This window comes from Kitasatospora sp. NPDC054768 (assembly GCF_053612025.1).
The window spans coordinates 41,069-60,333 of sequence record NZ_JBSHBN010000038.1 but is presented as its reverse complement, the minus strand read 5'-3'; the positions used below and the strand labels follow the sequence as shown (position 1 = coordinate 60,333).

The following is a 19,265-nucleotide window of genomic DNA, read 5'->3' as shown; positions in this document are numbered from 1 at the left end:
GGGGTGCCGTCGAACTCCTCGATCAGGGTGCGCAGGCTCTCGTGCCGGGCGACCACGTCGCCGAGGGCGAGCTCCAGCGCGGCGGCGTCCAGCTCGCCCGCCACGCGCAGGACGAGCGGCAGGTTGTAGAGGGCGCTGGGGCCTTCCATCCGGTCGATCAGCCACAGGCGCTGCTGGGCGAAGGACAGCGGGACGCGCTCCGGGCGTTCGCCCGCCGCGCTCAGCGCCGCCCGCTCGGAGCCGGCGCCCAGGCGGGCGGCCAGCCCGGCCACGCTCGGCGCCTCGAAGACGTCCCGGATCCCCAACTCGGCACCCAGCGCCGCCCGCACCCGGCTGAGCAGCCTGGTGGCGAGCAGCGAGTGGCCGCCCAGGTCGAAGAAGTCGTCGTCGATGCCGACGCCCTCCAGGCCGAGCACCTCCGCGAACAGCCCGCACAGGATCTCCTCCTGCGGGGTGCGCGCCGCCCGGCCGGCCGACAGCGCCCCGAAGTCCGGTTCGGGCAGCGCCCGGTGGTCGACCTTGCCGCTGCCCGTCAGGGGCAGGGTGTCGAGCAGGACGACGGCGGCCGGCACCATGTAGCCGGGCAGCGCCCCGGCGGCGAAGCGCCGCAGTTCGACGGCGAGTTCGGGCGTCTCCCGGCCCGCCGTGCAGTGGCCCACCGCGCAGTGGGCGACCAGGCGCCGGTCGCCGGTGTCGCTCTCCCGGACGGTGACCACGGCCTGGCGGACGGCGGGGTGGCGGGCCAGCACCTGCTCGATCTCACCGGGTTCGATCCGGAAGCCGCGGATCTTCACCTGGTGGTCGGTGCGGCCGAGGTACTCGACGCCGCCGTCGCGGGTGCGGCGGGCCAGGTCCCCGGTGCGGTAGATGCGCGCGCCCGGCTCGAAGGGGCAGGCGACGAAGCGCTCCGCCGTCAGTCCCGGCCGCGCCAGATAGCCGCGGGCCAGTCCGGCGCCCGCGAGGTACAGCTCCCCCGGCACTCCCACCGGGACGGGGTTGAGGTACTCGTCCAGGAGGTACGCCCGCACCCCGGCGATCGGGCCGCCGAGACCGGGGCGCCGCGCCGCGTCGAACGGCTGGGTCAGCGCGTAGACGGTGGCCTCGGTCGGACCGTAGAAGTTGTGGCCGGCGGTGTCGGGGTGCTCCCGCAGCCGCTGCCACAGCGCCTGGCCGACGGCCTCGCCGCCGAGCAGCAGGAGGCGCGGCGCGGGTGCGTCCAGCAGCCCCTCCTCGATCAGCTGCTCGGTGTAGGACGGGGTGAGGTGCAGGGCGTCGATCCCGGCGGCGGCCGTGTGGCGGACCAGCGCCGCCGGGTCGCGGCGCAGCTCGTCGCCGATCAGGTGCAGCTCGTGCCCGGCGAACATCCAGAGCAGGGGCTCCAGGGAGGCGTCGAAGCAGAGCGAGGCGGTGAGCGCGATCCGCTGCCGGCCGTGGGCCTCCTCGGTGCCCCGGATCAGGGCGGCGCGGTGGGCGGCCAGCAGGGCGGCGACGGCGCCGTGCGGCACCACGACGCCCTTGGGGCGGCCGGTGGAGCCGGAGGTGTAGATGACGTAGGCGGCGTCGCCCGGGTCGAGGGCGCACCACCCCGGGTCGGGCGCGGCGCCCTCGGCGTCCTCGGCCGGCGGGGCGACGTCGGCCGGCGGGGCGACGTCCAGGACGGGCAGGCCGGCCAGCACCCCGGGCAGCGGCCAGCGGTCGTCGGTGAGGGCGAGCGCCGGGCGGGCGTCGGCGAGCATGTGGGCGGTGCGCTCGGCCGGGTACTCGGCGTCCAGCGGCAGGTAGGCGCCGCCGGCCTTGTGCACGGCGAGCATGGCGACCACCGTCTCCGCCGAGCGCGGCAGGGCGAGGGCGACCACCGACTCCCGCCCGGCGCCCGCGGCCCGCAGGCGGTGGGCGAGCCGCTCGGCCCGGGTGTCCAGTTCGGCGAAGGTCAGCCGGACCTCGCCGCAGACCAGCGCGACGGCCTCCGGGGTGCGGGCGGCCTGGGCCGCGAAGGCCGCGGGCAGCAGCGGGAGTTCGGCCGGCAGGGCGGCGCCGGCCGCCGGGAGCGCGGCACGCTCCTCGGACGACAGCAGCTCGATGCGGCCGATCGGCAGCTCGGGCCGGGCGGCCACCGCCGCCAGCAGCCGCGCGAGGCGCACGGCGACGGCCTCGACCGTCTCCCGGTCGAAGAGGTCGGTGGCGTAGTCGAGGGCGCAGTCGATCCCGGCGGGCTCGCCGTCGGGGCCGAAGGACTCCTCGGCGATCAGGCTGAGGTCGAACTTGGCGGAGCCGTTGCCCGCCGCGAGCGGCTCGACGTGCAGGCCCGCCGTGGCCGGCTCGGCCCGCTCGTTGCTCTGGAGCACCAGCATGATCTGGAACAGCGGGTGGCGGGCCAGCGAGCGGGCCGGCCTGAGCTCCTCCACCAGGCGCTCGAAGGGCACGTCCTGGTGGGCGTAGGCGCCGAGGGCGGTCTCCCGGGCACGGCCGAGCAGTTCGGCGAAGCTCGGGTTCCCGGACGTGTCGGTGCGCAGCACCAGGGTGTTGACGAAGAAGCCGACCAGCTCGTCCAGCGCCTCGTCGGAGCGCCCGGCCACCACCGAGCCGATCGGGACGTCGGTGCCCGCGCCGAGGCGGGTGAGCAGCGCGGCGAGGGCCGCCTGCACGGTCATGAACAGGGTGACCCGGTGGGCCCGGGAGAGCGCGACCAGTTCGCGGTGGCACTCGGCGTCCAGGGTGAGCGCCACCCGGTCGCCGCGGTGGGAGGCGACGGGCGGGCGGGGGCGGTCCAGCGGCAGCGTCGCCTCGTCCGGGAGGTCCGTCAGGGTCTCGCGCCAGTGGGCGAGCTGGCGGGCCGCCAGGCTCTCGGGGTCGCTCTCCTCGCCGAGCAGCTCGCGCTGCCAGAGCGCGTAGTCGGCGTACTGGACGGGCAGCGGCGCCCGGCCGGGGGCGGCGCCCTCGGCGCGGGCCGCGTAGGCGCCGGTGAGGTCGCGGACCAGCGGGCCGAGGGACCAGCCGTCGCTGGCGATGTGGTGCAGCGCCAGGACCAGCACGTGCTCCTCGGCCGCGACCCGCAGCAGGGCGGCGCGGACGGGGAGTTCGGTGCGCAGGTCGAAGGCGTGGCGGCACAGTCCGGCCACCGTGGCGGCCACCTCGTCGGCGGGGCAGTCCCGGGTGTCGAGCGGGACCACGGCCTCCCCAGCCGGAAGGACGCGCTGGTACGGGGTGCCGTCGAACTCCTCGATCAGGGTGCGCAGGCTCTCGTGCCGGGCGACCACGTCGCCGAGGGCGAGCTCCAGCGCGGCGGCGTCCAGCTCCCCCGTCAGGCGCAGCGCCAGCGGCGCGTTGTAGAGGGCGCTGGGGCCTTCCATCCGGTCGATCAGCCACAGGCGCTGCTGGGCGAAGGACAGCGGGACGCGCTCCGGGCGTTCGCCCGCCGCGCTCAGCGCCGCCCGCTCGGAGCCGGCGCCCAGGCGGGCGGCCAGCCCGGCCACGCTCGGCGCCTCGAAGACGTCCCGGATCCCCAACTCGGCACCCAGCGCCGCCCGCACCCGGCTGAGCAGCCTGGTGGCCAGCAGCGAGTGACCGCCCAGATCGAAGAAGTCGTCGTCGATACCGACGCCCTCCAGGCCGAGCACCTCCGCGAACAGCCCGCACAGGATCTCCTCCTGCGGGGTGCGCGCCGCCCGGCCGGCCGACAGCGCCCCGAAGTCCGGTGCCGGGAGGGCGGACCGGTCCAGCTTGCCGTTGGCGTTCAGCGGCAGCGCGTCCAGCGGCACGATCGCGGCCGGCAGCATGTAGCCGGGCAGCGTCCGGGCGGCGGTGGCGCGCAGCTCGGCCGGGTCGAGCGGGCCGTCGGCGACCACGTACGCGACCAGGCGCAGCCCGTCCCCGTCGGGCAGGACGGCCGCCTGGAGCACCCGCGGGTGGGCGGTCAGGACGCGCTCGATCTCGCCGGGTTCGATCCGGAAGCCGCGGATCTTCACCTGGTGGTCGGTGCGGCCGAGGTACTCCAGCTCCCCGTCGCGGGTGCGGCGCACCAGGTCCCCGGTGCGGTACATGCGCGCGCCCGGCTCGAACGGGCAGGCGACGAAGCGCTCCGCCGTCAGTCCCGGCCGCGCCAGATAGCCGCGGGCCAGTCCGGCGCCGGCCAGGTACAGCTCCCCCGGCACACCCGCCGGGACGGGGTTGAGGTACTCGTCGAGGACGTGGCAGCGGGTGCCGGCGACGGTGCGTCCGAGGACGGGCCGCCCGGTGGCCTCCAGCGGGTGGGTCAGGGCGTCGACGGTGCACTCGGTCGGGCCGTAGAGGTTGTGGGCGGCGGTGCCCGGGGCCTCGCGCAGCCGCGTCCAGAGCGCCCGGCCGACGGCCTCGCCGCCGAGCAGCACCAGGGCCGGCGCGGGCTCCTCCAGCAGGCCCTCCTCGATCAGCTGCTCGGCGTAGGAGGGCGTCACCTCCAGGACGCCGATGCCCTGCTCGCGCGCGTGGCGGACCAGCGCCCGGGCGTCGCGCCGCACGTCGCCGCCGATCAGGTGCAGCTCGTGGCCGGCGACCAGCCACAGCAGGCCGTCCCAGGAGGCGTCGAAGCAGAGCGAGGCGGTGAGCGCGACCCGCTGCCGGGCGGCCCCGGCCATCACGCCCGCGCGGTGGGCGGCCAGCAGCGCGGCGATGCCGCCGTGCGGCACCACGACGCCCTTGGGGCGGCCGGTGGAGCCGGAGGTGAAGATGACGTAGGCGGCGTCGGCCGCCGTGGCCCGCGGGGCCGGGTCGGTCTGCGGGCCGGCCGGCTGCGCGGCGAGGTCGAGCGCGGGGTGCCCGTCGAGCACCTCGGGCAGCGGCCAGCGGTCGTCGGTGAGCACCAGCGCCGGGCGGGCCTCGGCCAGCATGTGCGCCGTCCGCTCGGCCGGGTACTCGGCGTCCAGCGGCAGGTGGGCGCCGCCGGCCTTGAGCACCGCGAGGACGGCCACCACCGTCTCGGCCGAGCGCGGCAGGGCCAGCGCCACCACGCGCTCGGGGCCGATGCCCCGGGCGATCAGCGCGTGGGCGAGCCGGTTGGCCCGGGCGTTCAGCTCGGCGAAGGTCAGCGAGAGCTCGCCGCAGACCAGGGCCACCGCGTCCGGCGTGGCCGCGGCCTGCGCCTCGAAGACGGCCGGCACCAGGGGCACCGTCGCGGGCAGCGGGGTGTGGTCGCCCGCCTCCGCGGCCCGCCGCCCGGCGGGCAGGACGTCCAGCTCGGCGACGGACCGCCGGGGGTCGGCGGCGACCTGGCGGAGGACCGACTCCAGGGCGGCGGCCAGCTGTTCGGCGCTCCCGCGGTCGAACAGGTCGGTGGCGTACTCCAGGACGCCGGCCAGCCCCGCGGCGGCGCCCTCGGCGCCCTGCCGCTCGACCAGGCGCAGGGTGAGGTCGAAGGTGGCCGTCCCGAAGTCGACCGGCTCCTCCGTCACCGTCACGCCGGGCAGGTCCGGGCCGTCCTCGGCGGCGCCCGCGAAGGCCAGCATCACCTGGAACAGCGGGTGGCGGGCGGTCGACCGGGTCGGGTTCAGCTCCTCCACCAGGCGCTCGAAGGGCACGTCCTGGTGGGCGTGGGCGGCCAGGTCGCTCTCCCGGACCCTCGCCAGCAGCTCGGCGAAGCTCGGGCGGCCGGACAGGTCGGTGCGCAGCACCAGGGTGTTGGCGAAGAAGCCGACCAGCTCCTGCACGGCCTCGTCGAGGCGGCCGGCCAGCGGGGTGCCGATGGGCAGGTCGGTGCCCGCGCCGAAGCGGTGCAGCAGGGTGGCGTACGCGGCCCGCAGGACCATGAAGAGGGTCACGCCGTGCTCGGCGGCGAGCGCGGTGAGCCGGGCGTGCAGGTCGGCGTCGAACTCCAGCGGGACGACCGCGCCGCGGTGGGTGGCGACCGGCGGGCGGGGGCGGTCCAGCGGCAGCGGGAGTTCCTCGGGCGCGCCGGCCAGCGCCTCGCGCCAGTGGGCGAGCTGGCGGGAGAGCGGGCTCTCGGGGTCGTCCTCGTCGCCGAGCAGTTCGTGCTGCCAGAGCGCGTAGTCGGCGTACTGGACGGGCAGCGGCTCCCACGGCGGGGCCTCGCCCGCGAGGCGGGCCCGGTAGGCGTCGGTGAGGTCGCGGTAGAGCGGGCCCAGCGAGGCGCCGTCCCCGGCGATGTGGTGGACGACCAGGACCAGGACGTGTTCCTCGGCCCCCTCGGGCCGCAGGTAGGCGTGGACCGGGAGGTCGGTGGCGAGGTCGAAGGTGTGGCCGGCGAGTTCGTCGCTCGGGCGGTCGGTGACGGTGAGCAGGCCGGTCGCGGGGGCGTCGAGGACGCGCTGGTACGGGGTGCCGTCGTGCTCGCCGAAGACGGTGCGCAGGGCCTCGTGCCGGTGCACGACGTCGCCGAGGGCGGCCTCCAGGGCGGCGGGGTCGAGCGGGCCGCTCAGCCGCAGGGCGAGGGTGACGTTGTAGGTGGCCGAGGGGCCGTCGGCCCGGGCCAGGAACCAGAGCCGGCGCTGGGCGAAGGAGAGCGGCACCCGCTCGGGCCGGGCGACGGGCCGAAGCGACGGGCGGGCCGGGGCGGGGGCGCCGGTCGCGCGGTCGGCGAGCCGGTCGGCGAGCCCGGCGACGGTCGGGGCCTGGAAGAGGTCGCCGATGGCGAGTTCGACGCCGAGCTCGGTGCGGGCCCGGCCGACCAGGCGGGTGGCGAGCAGGGAGTGGCCGCCGAGGGCGAAGAAGTCGTCGTCGACGGTGATGTCGTCGATGCCGAGGAGTTCGCCGTAGAGCTCGCAGAGCACCCGTTCGCGCTCGTCGCGGGGGGCGCGCCCGGTGTCGTCGGCGGCGAGGTCGGGGGCGGGCAGGGCGCGGCGGTCGACCTTGCCGTTGGCGTTGAGCGGCAGCGCGTCCAGCAGGACGACCACGGCGGGGACCATGTAGCCGGGCAGCACGGTGCCGGCGAAGGCGCGCAGGTCGGCCGGGGTGAGCGAGGCCTCGGCGGTGCAGTAGGCGACCAGCCGGGTGTCGCCGGGGCGGTCCTCGCGGGCGATCACGATGACCTGGCGGACGGCGGGGTGGCGGGACAGCGCCGCCTCGATCTCGCCGAGTTCGATCCGGAAGCCGCGCAGTTTGACCTGCCCGTCGATCCGGCCGAGGAACTCCACGGCGCCGTCGGCGCGCAGCCGCACCAGGTCCCCGGTGCGGTACATCCTCTCGCCGGGCGCGTACGGGCAGGCGACGAAGCGTTCGGCGGTCAGGCCGGGACGGCCCAGGTAGCCGCGGGCCAGGCCGGCGCCGGCGAGGTACAGCTCGCCGGGGACGCCGGGCGGGACGGGGCGCAGCCGGGCGTCGAGGACGTAGCTGCGCATGTTGTCGAGCGGGCCGCCGATCGGCACCCGGGGGCCGTCGAGGTCGGCGGGGGCGAGCGGGTGGTGGGTGGCGAAGGTGGTGGTCTCGGTGGGGCCGTAGACGTGGGCGAGCAGCAGCTCGGGGCAGGCCTCCAGGACCCGGCGCAGCAGCACCCCGGAGGCGGCCTCGCCGCCGGTGCAGACGACGCGCAGGGCGGCGAAGGTCTCCGGGGCCTGCTCGGCGACGAGGTCGAACAGGGCCTTGGTGAGGAAGACGGCGGTGACGTCGTGGCGGGTGGTGACGGCGTGCAGGGCGGTGGCGTCGAGGGCGCCGGGCGGGGCGACCACGACGGTGTTGCCGGCCAGCAGCGGCGTCCAGATCTCGTAGGTGGCGGCGTCGAAGGCGTGCGGGGAGTGCAGCAGGACGCGCTGGTGGCGGCCGTCCTGCCAGCGCCGGTCGGCGGCGAGGTCGAGCACGTCGCGGTGGCGCACGGCGACGCCCTTGGGGCGGCCGGTGGAGCCGGAGGTGTACATCGCGTAGGCGAGCTGGTCCGGGTGGACGGGCACGCCGGGGCGGTGGGCCGGGGCGCCGGCCTCGTCGCCGGGGCGGACCACGGCGGCGCCGTGCGGGAAGCCCGGGTCGGCGCGGTCGGTGAGCAGCACGGGGGCGCCGGTGTCGGCGAGCACGCCGGTCATCCGCTCGGGCGGCAGGCCGGGGTGCATGGGGACGTAGCAGCCGCCGGCCTTGAGGACGGCCAGGGTGGCGACGACGACGTCGGCGGAGCGCTCCATCAGCATCGCGACGGGGGTCTCGGGGCCGACGCCGAGGGCGGTGAGGTGGTGGGCGAGGCGGTTGGCGCGGGTGTCGAGTTCGGTGTAGGTCAGGGTGCCGCCGTCGTGGACGAGGGCGGTGGCGTGCGGGGTGCGGTCGGCCCGGCGCTCGAAGGACTCGACGAGGGTGCCGCTCCACCGGGGGGCGTCGGTGGCGTTCCATTCGACGAGGATGCGGGTGCGCTCCTCGGGGGCGAGCACGTCCAGGGTGGCGATGGGCGCCTGCGGGTCGGCGGCGGCGCCGGCCAGCAGCCGGCCGAGCCGGTCGGCGAGGGCGGTGACGGTGGCGCGGTCGTAGAGGTCGGCGGCGTACTCGATCGAGCCGGTGAGCCCGGCGGGGGCGCCGTCCGGGCCGTGCTGTTCGGCGATGCCGATGTTGAGGTCGAACTTGGCGACGCGCAGGCCGATCGGTTCCGGTGCGCTCTCCAGCCCGGGCAGGTCGGGTGCGGCGTCCTGCCCGTGGTTCTGCAGCACCAGCAGGGTCTGGAACAGCGGGTGGCGGCCGAGCGCGCGGGGCGGGTTGAGCTCCTCGACGAGGCGCTCGAAGGGGAGGTCCTGGTGGGCGAAGGCGTCGAGCTGGGCCTCCCGGACCCGGCCGAGCAACTCGGCGAAGCTCGGGTCGCCGGACGTGTCGGCCCTCAGCACCAGGGAGTTGACGAAGAAGCCGACCAGGTCGTCCAGGGCCTCGTCGGCGCGCCCGGCGACGCCGGTGCCGAGCGGGATGTCGGTGCCGGCGCCGAGCCGGGTGAACAGGGCGGCCAGGCCGGCCTGGAGGACGGTGAACAGGGTGGTGCGGTGGGTGCGGGCGAGGGTGAGCAGGGCGGTGTGCAGACCGGCGTCCCAGGCGACGTCGACGGAGTCGGCGGCGCCGGTGGGGGCGGGCGGTCGGGGGCGGTCGGTCGGCAGCTCCAGCTCCTCCGGCAGACCCGCCAACACGGTTCGCCAGTAGTCGAGTTGACGGACGAGCAGGCTCTCGGGGTCGCGCTCGTCGCCGAGCAGGTCGCGCTGCCAGAGCGCGTAGTCGGCGTACTGGATCGGCAGCGGCTCCCACGACGGGGCGTCGCCGGCGAGGCGGGCCCGGTAGGCCTCGGCGAGGTCGCGCAGCAGGGGGCCGAGCGACCAACCGTCGCCGGCGATGTGGTGGAGCACGACGAGCAGCACGTGCTCGGTCGGGGAGAGTGTGAACACCGTGACCCGGATGGGCAGTTCGCGGCTCAGGTCGAAGGTCTCGGCGGCGGCCGCGTCCCGGTGGGCGGGGTAGTCGGCCGGTGCGCGGTCCAGCACCAGGAAGCGCGGCCGCGCCTCCTCGGCGGGCAGGATCCGCTGCACCGGGACTCCCCCGACCACCGGGAACACCGTGCGGAGGGCCTCGTGCCGGGCGACCACGTCCGCCGTCGCGGCGCGCAGCGCGGCGGTGTCGAGCTCGCCGCGCAGGCGCAGCGCGAACGGCAGGTTGTACAGCGCGGTCGGCCCCTCGATCTGGTCGATCAGCCAGAGACGCTGTTGGGCGTACGAAACCGGGATCACGGTGCTTCCTCTACTCACGTCACGGCACGGCACGGGGTGTTCGGGATGGGGACGGTCGGTCGGCGGTCAGACGGCGGCCAGGTCCGGGCGGACGCTGGGCCGGCAGTCCAGGACGTCGACCGGCTGTCCCATCGAGACGGCGATCCTGCGGTCGCCGCGGTACGGGTCCCGGCCGTGTGCGCAGAGCACGTTGTCGACCAGCATCACGTCGCCGACCTGCCACCGCTCGCGAACGGTCGCGGCGTGGTACGCCTCGTTGAGGGCGTCGACGTCGGCGCTTCCGAGCGGTTCGGCGTCACCGAATCCGGTGTTGAACGGCAGGCCGTCCGGGCCGAACTCCTCGGTCATCGCCTCGTGGATGTCCGGGTCGAGCGACCACTCGTTCCAGAACGCGAGGTGGTTGAACCAGACCTCCTCACCCGTGCGCGGGTGGTGGATGGTGGCGGGGCGCAGCTGGCTGGTGCGCAGGTTGCCGTCCGGGCGCCACTCGCAGGTGATGCCGTTCTCCCGGCAGTAGGCCTCGACCTCGGCGGGGTCCTCGGTGGCGAAGGCGGTGCGCCAGCCGAGGGAGACGTAGTCCGAGTAGGCGCGGGTGAGCGTCCAGCCGGAGGTCCGCCCCCGCTCGACCAGGTGTGCCGGCAGGTGGTCGAGCACCTTGCGGCAGTCGGCGGTCGGGGTGGCCCCGCCCTCCTCGGGGGCGATCAGGCAGGCGAAGAGCAGCCGGCCGGGGAACGTGAGGGTGTAGCTGTTCTCGTTGTGCATCCGGATCGGCTGGGCCGGCGGCAGGTCGGTCGAGGAGAAGACCCCGTTGCCGTAGTCGCTGCGCGGGGTGGCCTTCTCGCGGTAGGGGGTGCGCTCGGGGATGAGCACGTCGCGCACGGCCGCGACGTCCTCGGTGCTCGCGACCGGCAGGCCGCGCAGGAAGATCGTGCCGTGGCGGTGCAGGGCGTCGGTGAGCTCGGTCTCGTTCTCCCGCAGCCAGTCGCAGGCCTCGCCCAGGTCGGCGGTGCGCGGGGCGTGGGCGAGGGCCGGGCGGCCGGGGTTCAGTTCCCAGGTCGGCATGGTGGCGCTCACTGGTGGGCGAGGGAGGCGACCAGGCTGGCGGGCCTGATGTCGGTCCAGTTGGCCTCGATGTAGTCGAGGCAGCCCTGGCGGGTGTCCTCGCCGTGGACGGTGGTCCAGCCGGCGGGCACGTCGATCCAGACCGGCCAGAGGGAGTGCTGGTTCTCGTCGTTGGCCAGGACCAGGTAGCCGGCGTTGTCGTCCTCGAACGGGTTGCTCATGGTGTCCTCCTTGGGTTGATTCGAAGGTACGGGCGGCCCGGGGCCCGCAACGGCAGGAGGCGAGGCAGGTACGCGGCAGTTCGGTGCGGGTGGCTGCCGCCGTCGGACGGTCAGCGCGGGAGGAGGCGGACCGGGAAGCGGTCCAGGCCGAAGTTGATGATCGAGCGGTTGTGGGTGACCGGCCCGGTCGGCTCGATGACGGCGACGCGTTCCAGCATCGCCGTGAACAGGGCGCCGAGTTCGGCCTTGGCCAGCGGTGCGCCGATGCAGTAGTGGGCGCCGAGGCCGAGGGCGAGGTGCTTGTTGGGGCTGCGGTCGAGCAGGATCTCCTCGGGCCGGTCGAAGACCTCCGGGTCCCGGTTGGCGGACCACACCCAGACGGCGACCCGGTCGCCGCGCCGGATGGTGTGGCCGTCGAGTTCGGTGTCCCGGCTCGCGGTGCGCAGGGTGTGCAGCCCGACCGAGGTCCAGCGCAGGAGTTCGTCCAGGGCCGAGTCCATGCCGACCTCGCCGCGCTGCAGCTTCCGCCACAGTTCCGGGTGCCGGGTGAGGGTGTGCAGGCCCATGGCGGCGGTGTGACGGACCGTCTGGACGCCGCCGACCACGATGTTGTCCAGGTTGAGCACGACGTCCTCGACCGGCAGCAGCTTGCCGCCGACCCGGTAGGTCGCCATCTTGCTGATCAGGTCGTCCCTCGGGTCCGTCCGGCGCAGCATCACCTGGTGCAGCAGGTACGGGATGAGCTGCTGGTGGCCGGCCCGGCGCTCCTCGGGGGTGTTGCCGAGGAACGCGACGTCGCAGACCCGTTCGACCATCTCGCGGTCCTGCTCGGGGACGTCCAGGAGGTCGCACATGACGGACAGCGGGAGGGCGGAGACGGCGTCGACGAGGTCGACCTCGCCCAGTTCGACGGCCTTCTCGACGATCGAGGCGGCGAGGTCGGTGATGCCGCGGGCGGCGCCGCGCACCGGGCCGGGGGCGAAGAACGGGTTGGCGGGGGCGCGCAGTTCGCGGTGCCGGGGCGGGTCGGTGAGGGCCATCATCCGGCCGGAGCCGACCGGGACGTTGCCCTCGCCGGCGCCGAGCAGCGAGCCCTGTTCGGAGCTGTAGAGGGCGGCGTTGCGCAGCACCTCGGCGGAGTGCCGGTAGGAGAGCACCGACCAGACCTGCCCGTCGTCGACGGTGTCGGTGCGGTGGACGGCGGACTCCCGGCGCAGCTCCGCGACCAGCGCGGGGGTGTCGGGGCGGGCCCACAGGTCGGGGTCGGTGAGGTCGACCGCGGTGGTGGTTGGCATCAGTGCTCCGTCGTGGACTGGTGGGCGGCGCCGGGCCGCGCGATGAGGGAGGAGAGCAGGTCGACCGGGCCGGGCCCGTCGACGGTGGCGAGCAGGTGGCCGCCGGGGACGACGTGGTGGCCGGAGCCGCCGCGGGTGTGGGCGGCCCAGCCTTCGAGGCCGCCCACGGCGAGGAGGGGGTCCTCGACGCCGACGACGGTGTGCAGGGCGGAGCCGATCGGCGGGTGGGGCCGGGGCCGGTAGGTGTCGACCACGGCCAGGTCGGTGCGGATGCCGCGCAGCGCGTTCTCCTTCAGGTCGGCGTCGCCCTCGACGAGTTCGCCCATCCCGGCCAGCCGCAGCAGTTCGTCGGCGGTGTGCCGGGGGCGGTCCGCCCCGGCCCAGGCGGCGGGCGGCGAGGCGGCGGCGGCGACGACCAGCTCGGGGCGCCGCTCGGCGGGCAGCGCCCGGGCGACCTCGTAGCCGAGGAGGGCGCCGAAGCTCTGCCCGTAGAAGCCGAACCGGCCGGTCAGGTGCGGGGTGAGGGCCTCCAGGACGGCGTCGACCAGCAGGTCGAAGCTCGCGGGCATCGGGTGGCCGAGCCGGCCGCCGCGGGCCGGAGGTCGCAGTGCCCAGACCTCGGCGGCCGGGGCGAGGGCGCGGGCGAGCGGGGTGTAGGCGGTGGCGTCGCCCCCGGCGTGCGGGAAGCAGAACAGCCGGTAGGGGCGGTGGGGTTGGGGCGCGGGGACGAACAGCCAGTCCCCCTCGACGCGGGGCCGTACCCGCAGCGCGGCGGTCATGCGCCGGCCGCCCGGGCGCGGGCGGTCAGGGCGGGCCGGGGGGCGGCGGTGCCGGCCGCGGCGGCCTGCCCGACGGTGGCGGTGAAGGCGGCCAGGTCGGCGGAGTCGAGCAGGTGGCGCAGCTGGAGTTCGATGCCGAGCCGGCGGCGCAGCAGGTGGACGACCCGCAGCGCGGCGATCGAGTGGCCGCCGAGCGAGAAGAAGTCGTCGGTGGGCCGGACGCCGGTGACGCCGAGCACGGTGCTCCAGACCTCGGCGACCTGCTCCGCCAGTCCGCCGGTGCCGGCCGCCGCCTCCTGCGTGGGGGTGGCGGGGGCGGCGGGGACGGGCAGCGCCGCCAGGTCCACCTTGCCGTTGGGGGTGAGCGGCAGGGCGTCCAGCACGGTGATCACCGAGGGCACCAGGTGGGCGGGCACGGTGGCCCGCAGCCGCTCGGTCAGCTCGGCGGCGGTGACGGCGCCGGTGACGTAGCCGGCCAGGCGCCGGTCGCCGGGGGCGGGTTCGTGGACGGTGACGGCGGCGGCCCGGACGCCCGTCAGCCGGGCCAGGGCGTGCTCGACCTCGCCGAGCTCGATCCGGTAGCCGCGCAGCTTGACCTGGCGGTCCACCCGGCCGACGTACTCCAGCCGGCCGCCCTCGCCGCGCCGGGCCTGGTCGCCGGTGCGGTACATCCGGGCTCCCGGCCCGCCGGACGGGTCGGCGACGAAGCGCTCGGCGGTCGGTGCGGGCCGGCCGACGTAGCCGTGGGCGAGTCCGGGCCCGGCCAGGTACAGCTCGCCGACGACGCCGTCGGGGACGGCGGCGAGCTTCTCGTCCAGCAGGTGCAGGCGCACCCCGGGCAGCGGTTCGCCCAGGTGCGGCCCGGGGCCGCTGATCGGCGCGGTGACGGCGTCGACGGTGCACTCGGTGGGCCCGTACAGGTTGAGCGCGTCGATGCCGCCGTCGGCCAGCTCCCGCCAGGTGCGCTCGGGGACGGGCTCGCCGCCCATGAACAGCCGCGGCACCCGGGCGCCGGCGAGCGGCTCGCGCAGCAGCTCCCAGTGCGAGGGGGTCAGGTCGAGGTCGGTGACGGCGTGCTCGGCCAGCAGGGCGGCGACCCGGGCCGGGTCGGCGCGGTGCTCCTCGCCGATGACCAGGACGGTGTCGCCGCGGCAGATCCGGGCCCACTGCTGGACGGAGGCGTCGAAGGAGACGCTGGCGTTCCAGCCGACCACGCCGGGCCCGGCGCGGTAGGCGCCGGTGGCCTCCAGGGCCTCGACCAGGGCGGCGACGGCGCCGCGCGGCACCTCGACGCCCTTGGGACGGCCGGTGGAGCCGGAGGTGTGGATGACGTAGGCCGGGTCGAGCGGGTGCGCCCCGGTCGGCAGGTCGGGCCCGTCGGCGGCGGCGTCCGGGCGCAGCACCGGCACGCCCTCGGCGGCCGGGAGGCCGTCGGCGCTGATCAGGGCGGCGAGCCCGGCGTCGGTGGCCATGAAGGCGAGCCGCTCGGCGGGGTAGGCCGGGTCGAGCGGGACGTAGGCGGCGCCGGCCCGCCAGACGGCGAGCAGGGCGACCGGCAGGTCGGCGGTGCGGCCGAGGTGGACGCCGACCCGGTCGCCGCGGCCGACGCCGAGGGCGCGCAGGGCACGGGCCAGGGCGGCGGTGCGCCGGTCGAGTTCGGCGAAGTCCAGGCGGTCGGCGCCGGCCAGCACGGCGGTGCGCTCGGGGTGGGCGGCGACGGTGGCGCGCAGGCGGTCCAGCAGATCGGTCATGACGGGTCCTCAGAGGTCTCGGGCGGCGGCGGCCATGGTGTGCAGGGCGGTGGCGTAGGTGTCGATGAACTGCTCGGCGGTGCTGTCGGTGACCAGCGAGCGCTGGTGGTCCACCGCGAGCAGCACCCGCTGGGTGACCGGGTCCTGGATCACCGAGGCGCCGAAGGCGAAGCTGTTGGGTTCGTGGCGCAGGGTCGGCTCGGTGCCGATCCGGCCGTCCACGATGCGGGCCGAGCTGAGCCGGCCGAGGGCGTGGAAGCGCAGGTAGCCGAACTGGCTGTCCAGCGCGGTGTCGGTCATCAGCCGGGCGAGCCGGGCGAAGGGCACCCGGCGGTGCGGCATCATGTCCAGCTCCTCCCGGTGGACCTCGCGGACCAGGGCGAGCAGGTCGCCGGTGGGCTCGCAGCTCAGCGGGACGGTGTTGAGGAACAGCCCGTACACCTCGGTGCCGCCGAGCCGTTCCAGTCGGCCGTTGACGGCCAGGCCGGTGGTGACGCGCTGCTTCCCGGTGACGGCGGCGAGGGCGTGCAGGTGGGCGGCGAGCGCGACCGACTTGACCGGCACGCCGAGCGCGTCGGCGACGGTCCGCAGCTGGTCGGGCGCCTCGGGCAGCACCCGTTCGACGGTGCGCGGCGCCTCGTGCACGGACTCGCTGCCGGGGAACAGCTGGCCGCTGACGCCGGACAGCCGCTCGCGCCAGTAGCCGAGCGAGCGCTCGTCCCGGGCGGCCTGCCGTTCGACGGCCACGAAGTCGCGGAAGGCGGTGCGCGGCGGCGGGGTGGGCGCGCCGAGCGGATCGGCGGCGAGGGCGCCGTGGCGCTCCAGGATCTCGGTGAGCAGCGAGGTGAAGCTCCAGCCGTCGAGGATCGCGTGGTGCTCGGAGACGGTGAGCTGGAAGGCGTCCTCGGCCAGGCGCTGCACGGTGATCCGGAACAGCGGCGGGGCGGTGAGGTCGAAGGGCGTCCACCGGTGGGTGTCGAACACCTCGCGGATCGCGGCGTCCTGGTCCGCTTCGGCCGTGCCGCGCAGGTCGGCGAACTCGACGGGGGCGGGCAGCCGGCCGTGGACGAGCTGCAGCGGTTCGCCGTAGCCGGACAGGTCCAGGCCGGTGCGCAGCACGGCGTGGCGGTCCAGGGCCTCGGCGACGGAGCGGCGGAACGCCTGTTCGTCGAGGTCGCCGGAGATCCGGTAGGAGTTGACGTTGTGGTAGCTGTCGGTGCCGCCGGCGATCTCCATGTGGAAGACCATGGAGAGCTGCATGGACACCATCGGGTAGGCGTCGACGACGCCGGGCGGCAGGTCGGCGCGGTCCTCCGGGGTGATCAGGGCGAACGGCTCGTGGGCGTCCGGGTCCTCGGTGACGGGCTTCGCCAGCGGCAGCAGGGCGGCGACGGTGGGGGCGTTGAAGACGTCGCGCAGGCTCAGCCCCCAGCCGCGCTCGTGCAGCGCGCCGGCCAGCTGGACGGCCCGGATGGAGTCGCCGCCGAGGTGGAAGAAGTCGTCGTGGACGCCGATGCCGTCCACCCCGAGGACCTCCGTCCAGACGGCGGCGAAGGCCTCCTCCTCCGGGGTGCGCGGCTCGACGTGGCGGCCCGCGGCGGCGGCGCTGCGCTGCCCGGGGGCGGGCAGGGCGGCGCGGTCCACCTTGCCGTTGACGGTGAGCGGCAGCGACTCCAGCACGGTGAAGGTGGCCGGGACCATGTACGGGGGCAGCGAGCGGCCGAGGAAGGCGCGGACGTCGGCGGGCTCGCGTCCGGTGACGTACGCGGCGAGGCGGTCCTCGTGCACGGTGACGACGCAGGCGTCGACGTCCGGGTGGGCGGCGAGGGCGTTCTCGATCTCGCCGAGCTCGATCCGGAAGCCGCGCAGCTTGACCTGGAAGTCGGCGCGCCCGATGTACTCCAGTCCGCCGCCCGGCAGCCGCCGGGCGACGTCGCCGGTGCGGTAGAGCCGGGCCCCGGGCGGGCCGTACGGGTCGGCGACGAAGCGCCCGGCGGTGAGGCCGGGGCGGCCCCAGTAGCCGTGGGCGAGGCTGCCGCCGCCGATGTACAGCTCGCCGGCCGCGCCGGGCGGCACCGGCCGCAGCCAGTCGTCCAGGACCTGGGCGCTCAGGTGCGGCATGGGCGTGCCGATCAGGCTGCGTTCGAAGCCCGCGCTGCCGGCCAGGTCGTGGGTGGTGACGTGGACGGTGGTCTCGGTGATGCCGTACAGGTTGCAGAGCCGGGCCGGGGGCGGCGGGTCGAGTTCGAACCAGCGCTGGACGACGGCCGGGTCCAGCGCCTCCCCGCCGAGCATGATCCACTTCAGCGCGGGCAGGGCGCGCGGGCTGCGGCGCAGCACCGGCTCCAGCTGGCGCAGCGCCGAGGGGGTGAGGCAGAGGCGGGTGACGCCCTCCTCCTCCAGCAGCTGGGCGAACTCCTCGGGCGAGCGGCTGGTCACGTACGGGACGACGACCAGGCGGGCGCCGTGCAGCAGGGCGCCCCACATCTCCCACACCGTCCAGTCGAAGGCGTAGCTGTGGAAGAGCGTCCAGGTCTCCTGCGGGCCGAAGCCGAAGTGCCGCGCGCCGTCCGCCATCAGCCGGCTGACGTGCTCGTGGGCGACGGCGACGCCCTTGGGGCGGCCGGTGGAGCCGGAGGTGAAGATGACGTAGGCGACGTCGCCGGGGCGGCCGGCGGCCGGCGGGCGGGTGTCCGGCCGGGCGGCCAGGTCGGCGGCCTCGGCGCTCAGGTCGTAGGCCTGCCAGGGGCCGTCGGGCACCCGGTCCGGGCGGTCGGTGACCACCAGGGCGACGCCGGTGTCACCGAAGACCAGGGCGGCCCGGTCGGCGGGGGCGGCCAGGTCGACGGGCACGTAGGCGGCGCCGGTCTTGAGCACGCCGAGGACGGTGACCAGGACGTCGGCGGTGCGCTCCAGCAGCATGCCGATCCGGTCGCCGGGGCCGGCGCCGCGGGCGCGCAGGGCGTGCGCGAGGCGGTTGGCCCGGCGGTCCAGTTCGGCGTAGCTCAGGGTGCGGTCGGGGTCGCCGACGGCGGGCCGGTCGGGGTGGGCGTCGGCGGCCCGCTCGAACAGGTGGTGCAGGCAGTGGCCGGGGGTGTCGGTGGCCGCGCCCGCGTCCACGGGGCGGGTGGTCAGCCGCAGCACGGTGGCGTCGGGGTCGTCCAGGGCCGCGGTGAGCAGGGCGTCGTACTCGGCGGCCAGCCGGCGGACGGTCTGCGGGTCGAACAGCTCGCTGCGGTACTCGGCCTCGCCGCGCAGCTCGCCCCCGGCGTCCCCGCCGTCGAACACGGACCAGGTGAGGTCGAACTTGCTGGTGCCGTTGGAGCGCACCCGGCTGCGGGCGGTGGCCGCCGGGCCGAGCGCCAGCGGGCTGCGGTCCTCGCCGTGGGCGCCGAACACCACCTGGACCAGCGGCGGGTGCTGGGCGCTGCGGGCGGCGCCGAGCCGGTCGACGATCTGGTCGAAGGGCAGGTCGAGGTAGCCGTACGCCTCGAAGGCGACGTCCTGGACGTGCTCCAGCAGGTCCCGGAAGCCCAGCGCCGGCGCCAGCCGCAGGCGCAGCGGCAGCAGGTTCACGAAGTAGCCGAGCAGGTGCTCCAGTTCGGGGCGGTCCCGGGTGGTGACGGGGGTGCCGACCACCAGGTCGTCGGCACCGGTCCAGCGGTTCAGCAGCAGGGCGAACGCGGCCAGCTGGACGGTGAACGGGGTGACGCCCTCCGCCTCGGCCAGCGCGCGGACCCGCGCCGCCGTCCCGGGCGCGAGGCCGAACTCCTCGGTCCGGCCGGCCGCTCCGCGCTCGGCGGGCCGGGGCCGGTCGGTGGGCAGCTCCAGCAGGGTGGGGGCGCCGTCCAACTGCTGCTTCCAGTAGGTCAGGTGCTCCTCGTAGGAGGTGCCGAGCTCCTCCTCGGCGCAGTCGGCGTACTGCACGGTCAGCTCCGGCAGCCGGGCCCGCCCGCCCCGCACCGCCGCGCCGTACAGCTCGGCGAGCTCGCGCTCGAAGACCTCGGCGGACCAGCCGTCCCAGACGATGTGGTGGACGGTGAACAGCACCGTGGTGCGCTCGTCGGCGAGCCGGAAGGCCTCGGCGCGCAGCAGCGGGCCGGCGGCCAGGTCGAAGGGCTCGGCGCAGCGGGCGGTGAGCAGGTCCTCCAGGCGCTCCTCCTGCCCGGGGCCGCCCAGCGGGCGCAGGTCGGTCACCGCGAGCGGCACGGCGAGGCGGTGGTGCACCTGCTGGCGGGGGCCGTCGGGGTGCAGCGCGAAGGTGGTGCGCAGCGTCTCGTGCCGGGCCGTGACGGCGTCCAGCGCGCGCTGGAGCAGGGCGAGGTCGAGCGGGCCGGTGACGTCGAGGGTCCAGGGGGTGCAGTAGGTGACGGCCCGCGGGTCGAGGCGGTCGAGGAACCAGAGGCCGCGCTGCAGCCCCGAGACGGGCGCGGTGCGCGCCGGGCGGTCGGACGGGCTCACGGCCTCGTTCCCTTCGTGTGCGGTGCGGCCC

At 76.1% G+C, this 19,265-nt stretch carries 7 protein-coding genes; all 7 read right to left on the bottom strand.

The window, feature by feature from the left end; all coding sequences use genetic code 11:
- Positions 1-9,665: amino acid adenylation domain-containing protein (locus ACWGKU_RS14535; protein WP_452191449.1), on the bottom strand; the 9,665-nt coding region annotated here is incomplete at its 3' end.
- Positions 9,666-9,731: 66 nt separating this feature from the next.
- On the bottom strand, positions 9,732-10,727 hold the full coding sequence (locus ACWGKU_RS14530) for a TauD/TfdA family dioxygenase (RefSeq protein WP_359898259.1): 996 nt from the start codon (positions 10,725-10,727) through the stop codon (positions 9,732-9,734).
- A gap of 8 nt (positions 10,728-10,735) precedes the next feature.
- Positions 10,736-10,948: an MbtH family protein gene (locus tag ACWGKU_RS14525; RefSeq protein WP_189922088.1), complete on the bottom strand. Its 213-nt coding sequence runs from the start codon at positions 10,946-10,948 to the stop codon at positions 10,736-10,738.
- A 110-nt stretch (positions 10,949-11,058) separates the two neighbouring features.
- On the bottom strand, positions 11,059-12,243 hold the full coding sequence (locus tag ACWGKU_RS14520) for a cytochrome P450 (protein WP_401044488.1): 1,185 nt from the start codon (positions 12,241-12,243) through the stop codon (positions 11,059-11,061).
- Complete coding sequence (locus ACWGKU_RS14515) at positions 12,243-13,022, bottom strand: thioesterase II family protein (RefSeq protein WP_452178860.1); 780 nt, start codon at positions 13,020-13,022, stop codon at positions 12,243-12,245. Before ACWGKU_RS14515 ends, ACWGKU_RS14520 begins: the two co-directional genes overlap by 1 nt.
- Positions 13,019-14,773, bottom strand: coding sequence for a non-ribosomal peptide synthetase (locus ACWGKU_RS14510; protein WP_452178859.1), 1,755 nt, complete (start codon positions 14,771-14,773; stop codon positions 13,019-13,021). Before ACWGKU_RS14510 ends, ACWGKU_RS14515 begins: the two co-directional genes overlap by 4 nt.
- A 9-nt stretch (positions 14,774-14,782) precedes the next feature.
- Positions 14,783-19,234, bottom strand: a complete 4,452-nt coding sequence (locus tag ACWGKU_RS14505) for an amino acid adenylation domain-containing protein (protein WP_452178858.1) — start codon at positions 19,232-19,234, stop codon at positions 14,783-14,785.
- Between the last annotated feature and the right edge of the window lie 31 nt (positions 19,235-19,265).

Bases quoted from the DNA above. Each gene is read 5' to 3' on its own strand.
- ACWGKU_RS14530 (WP_359898259.1), bottom strand. From the start codon at position 10,727: ATGCCGACCTGGGAACTGAACCCCGGCCGCCCGGCCCTCGCCCACGCC.
- ACWGKU_RS14525 (WP_189922088.1), bottom strand. From the start codon at position 10,948: ATGAGCAACCCGTTCGAGGACGACAACGCCGGCTACCTGGTCCTGGCC.
- ACWGKU_RS14520 (WP_401044488.1), bottom strand. From the start codon at position 12,243: ATGCCAACCACCACCGCGGTCGACCTCACCGACCCCGACCTGTGGGCC.
- ACWGKU_RS14515 (WP_452178860.1), bottom strand. From the start codon at position 13,022: ATGACCGCCGCGCTGCGGGTACGGCCCCGCGTCGAGGGGGACTGGCTG.
- ACWGKU_RS14510 (WP_452178859.1), bottom strand. From the start codon at position 14,773: ATGACCGATCTGCTGGACCGCCTGCGCGCCACCGTCGCCGCCCACCCC.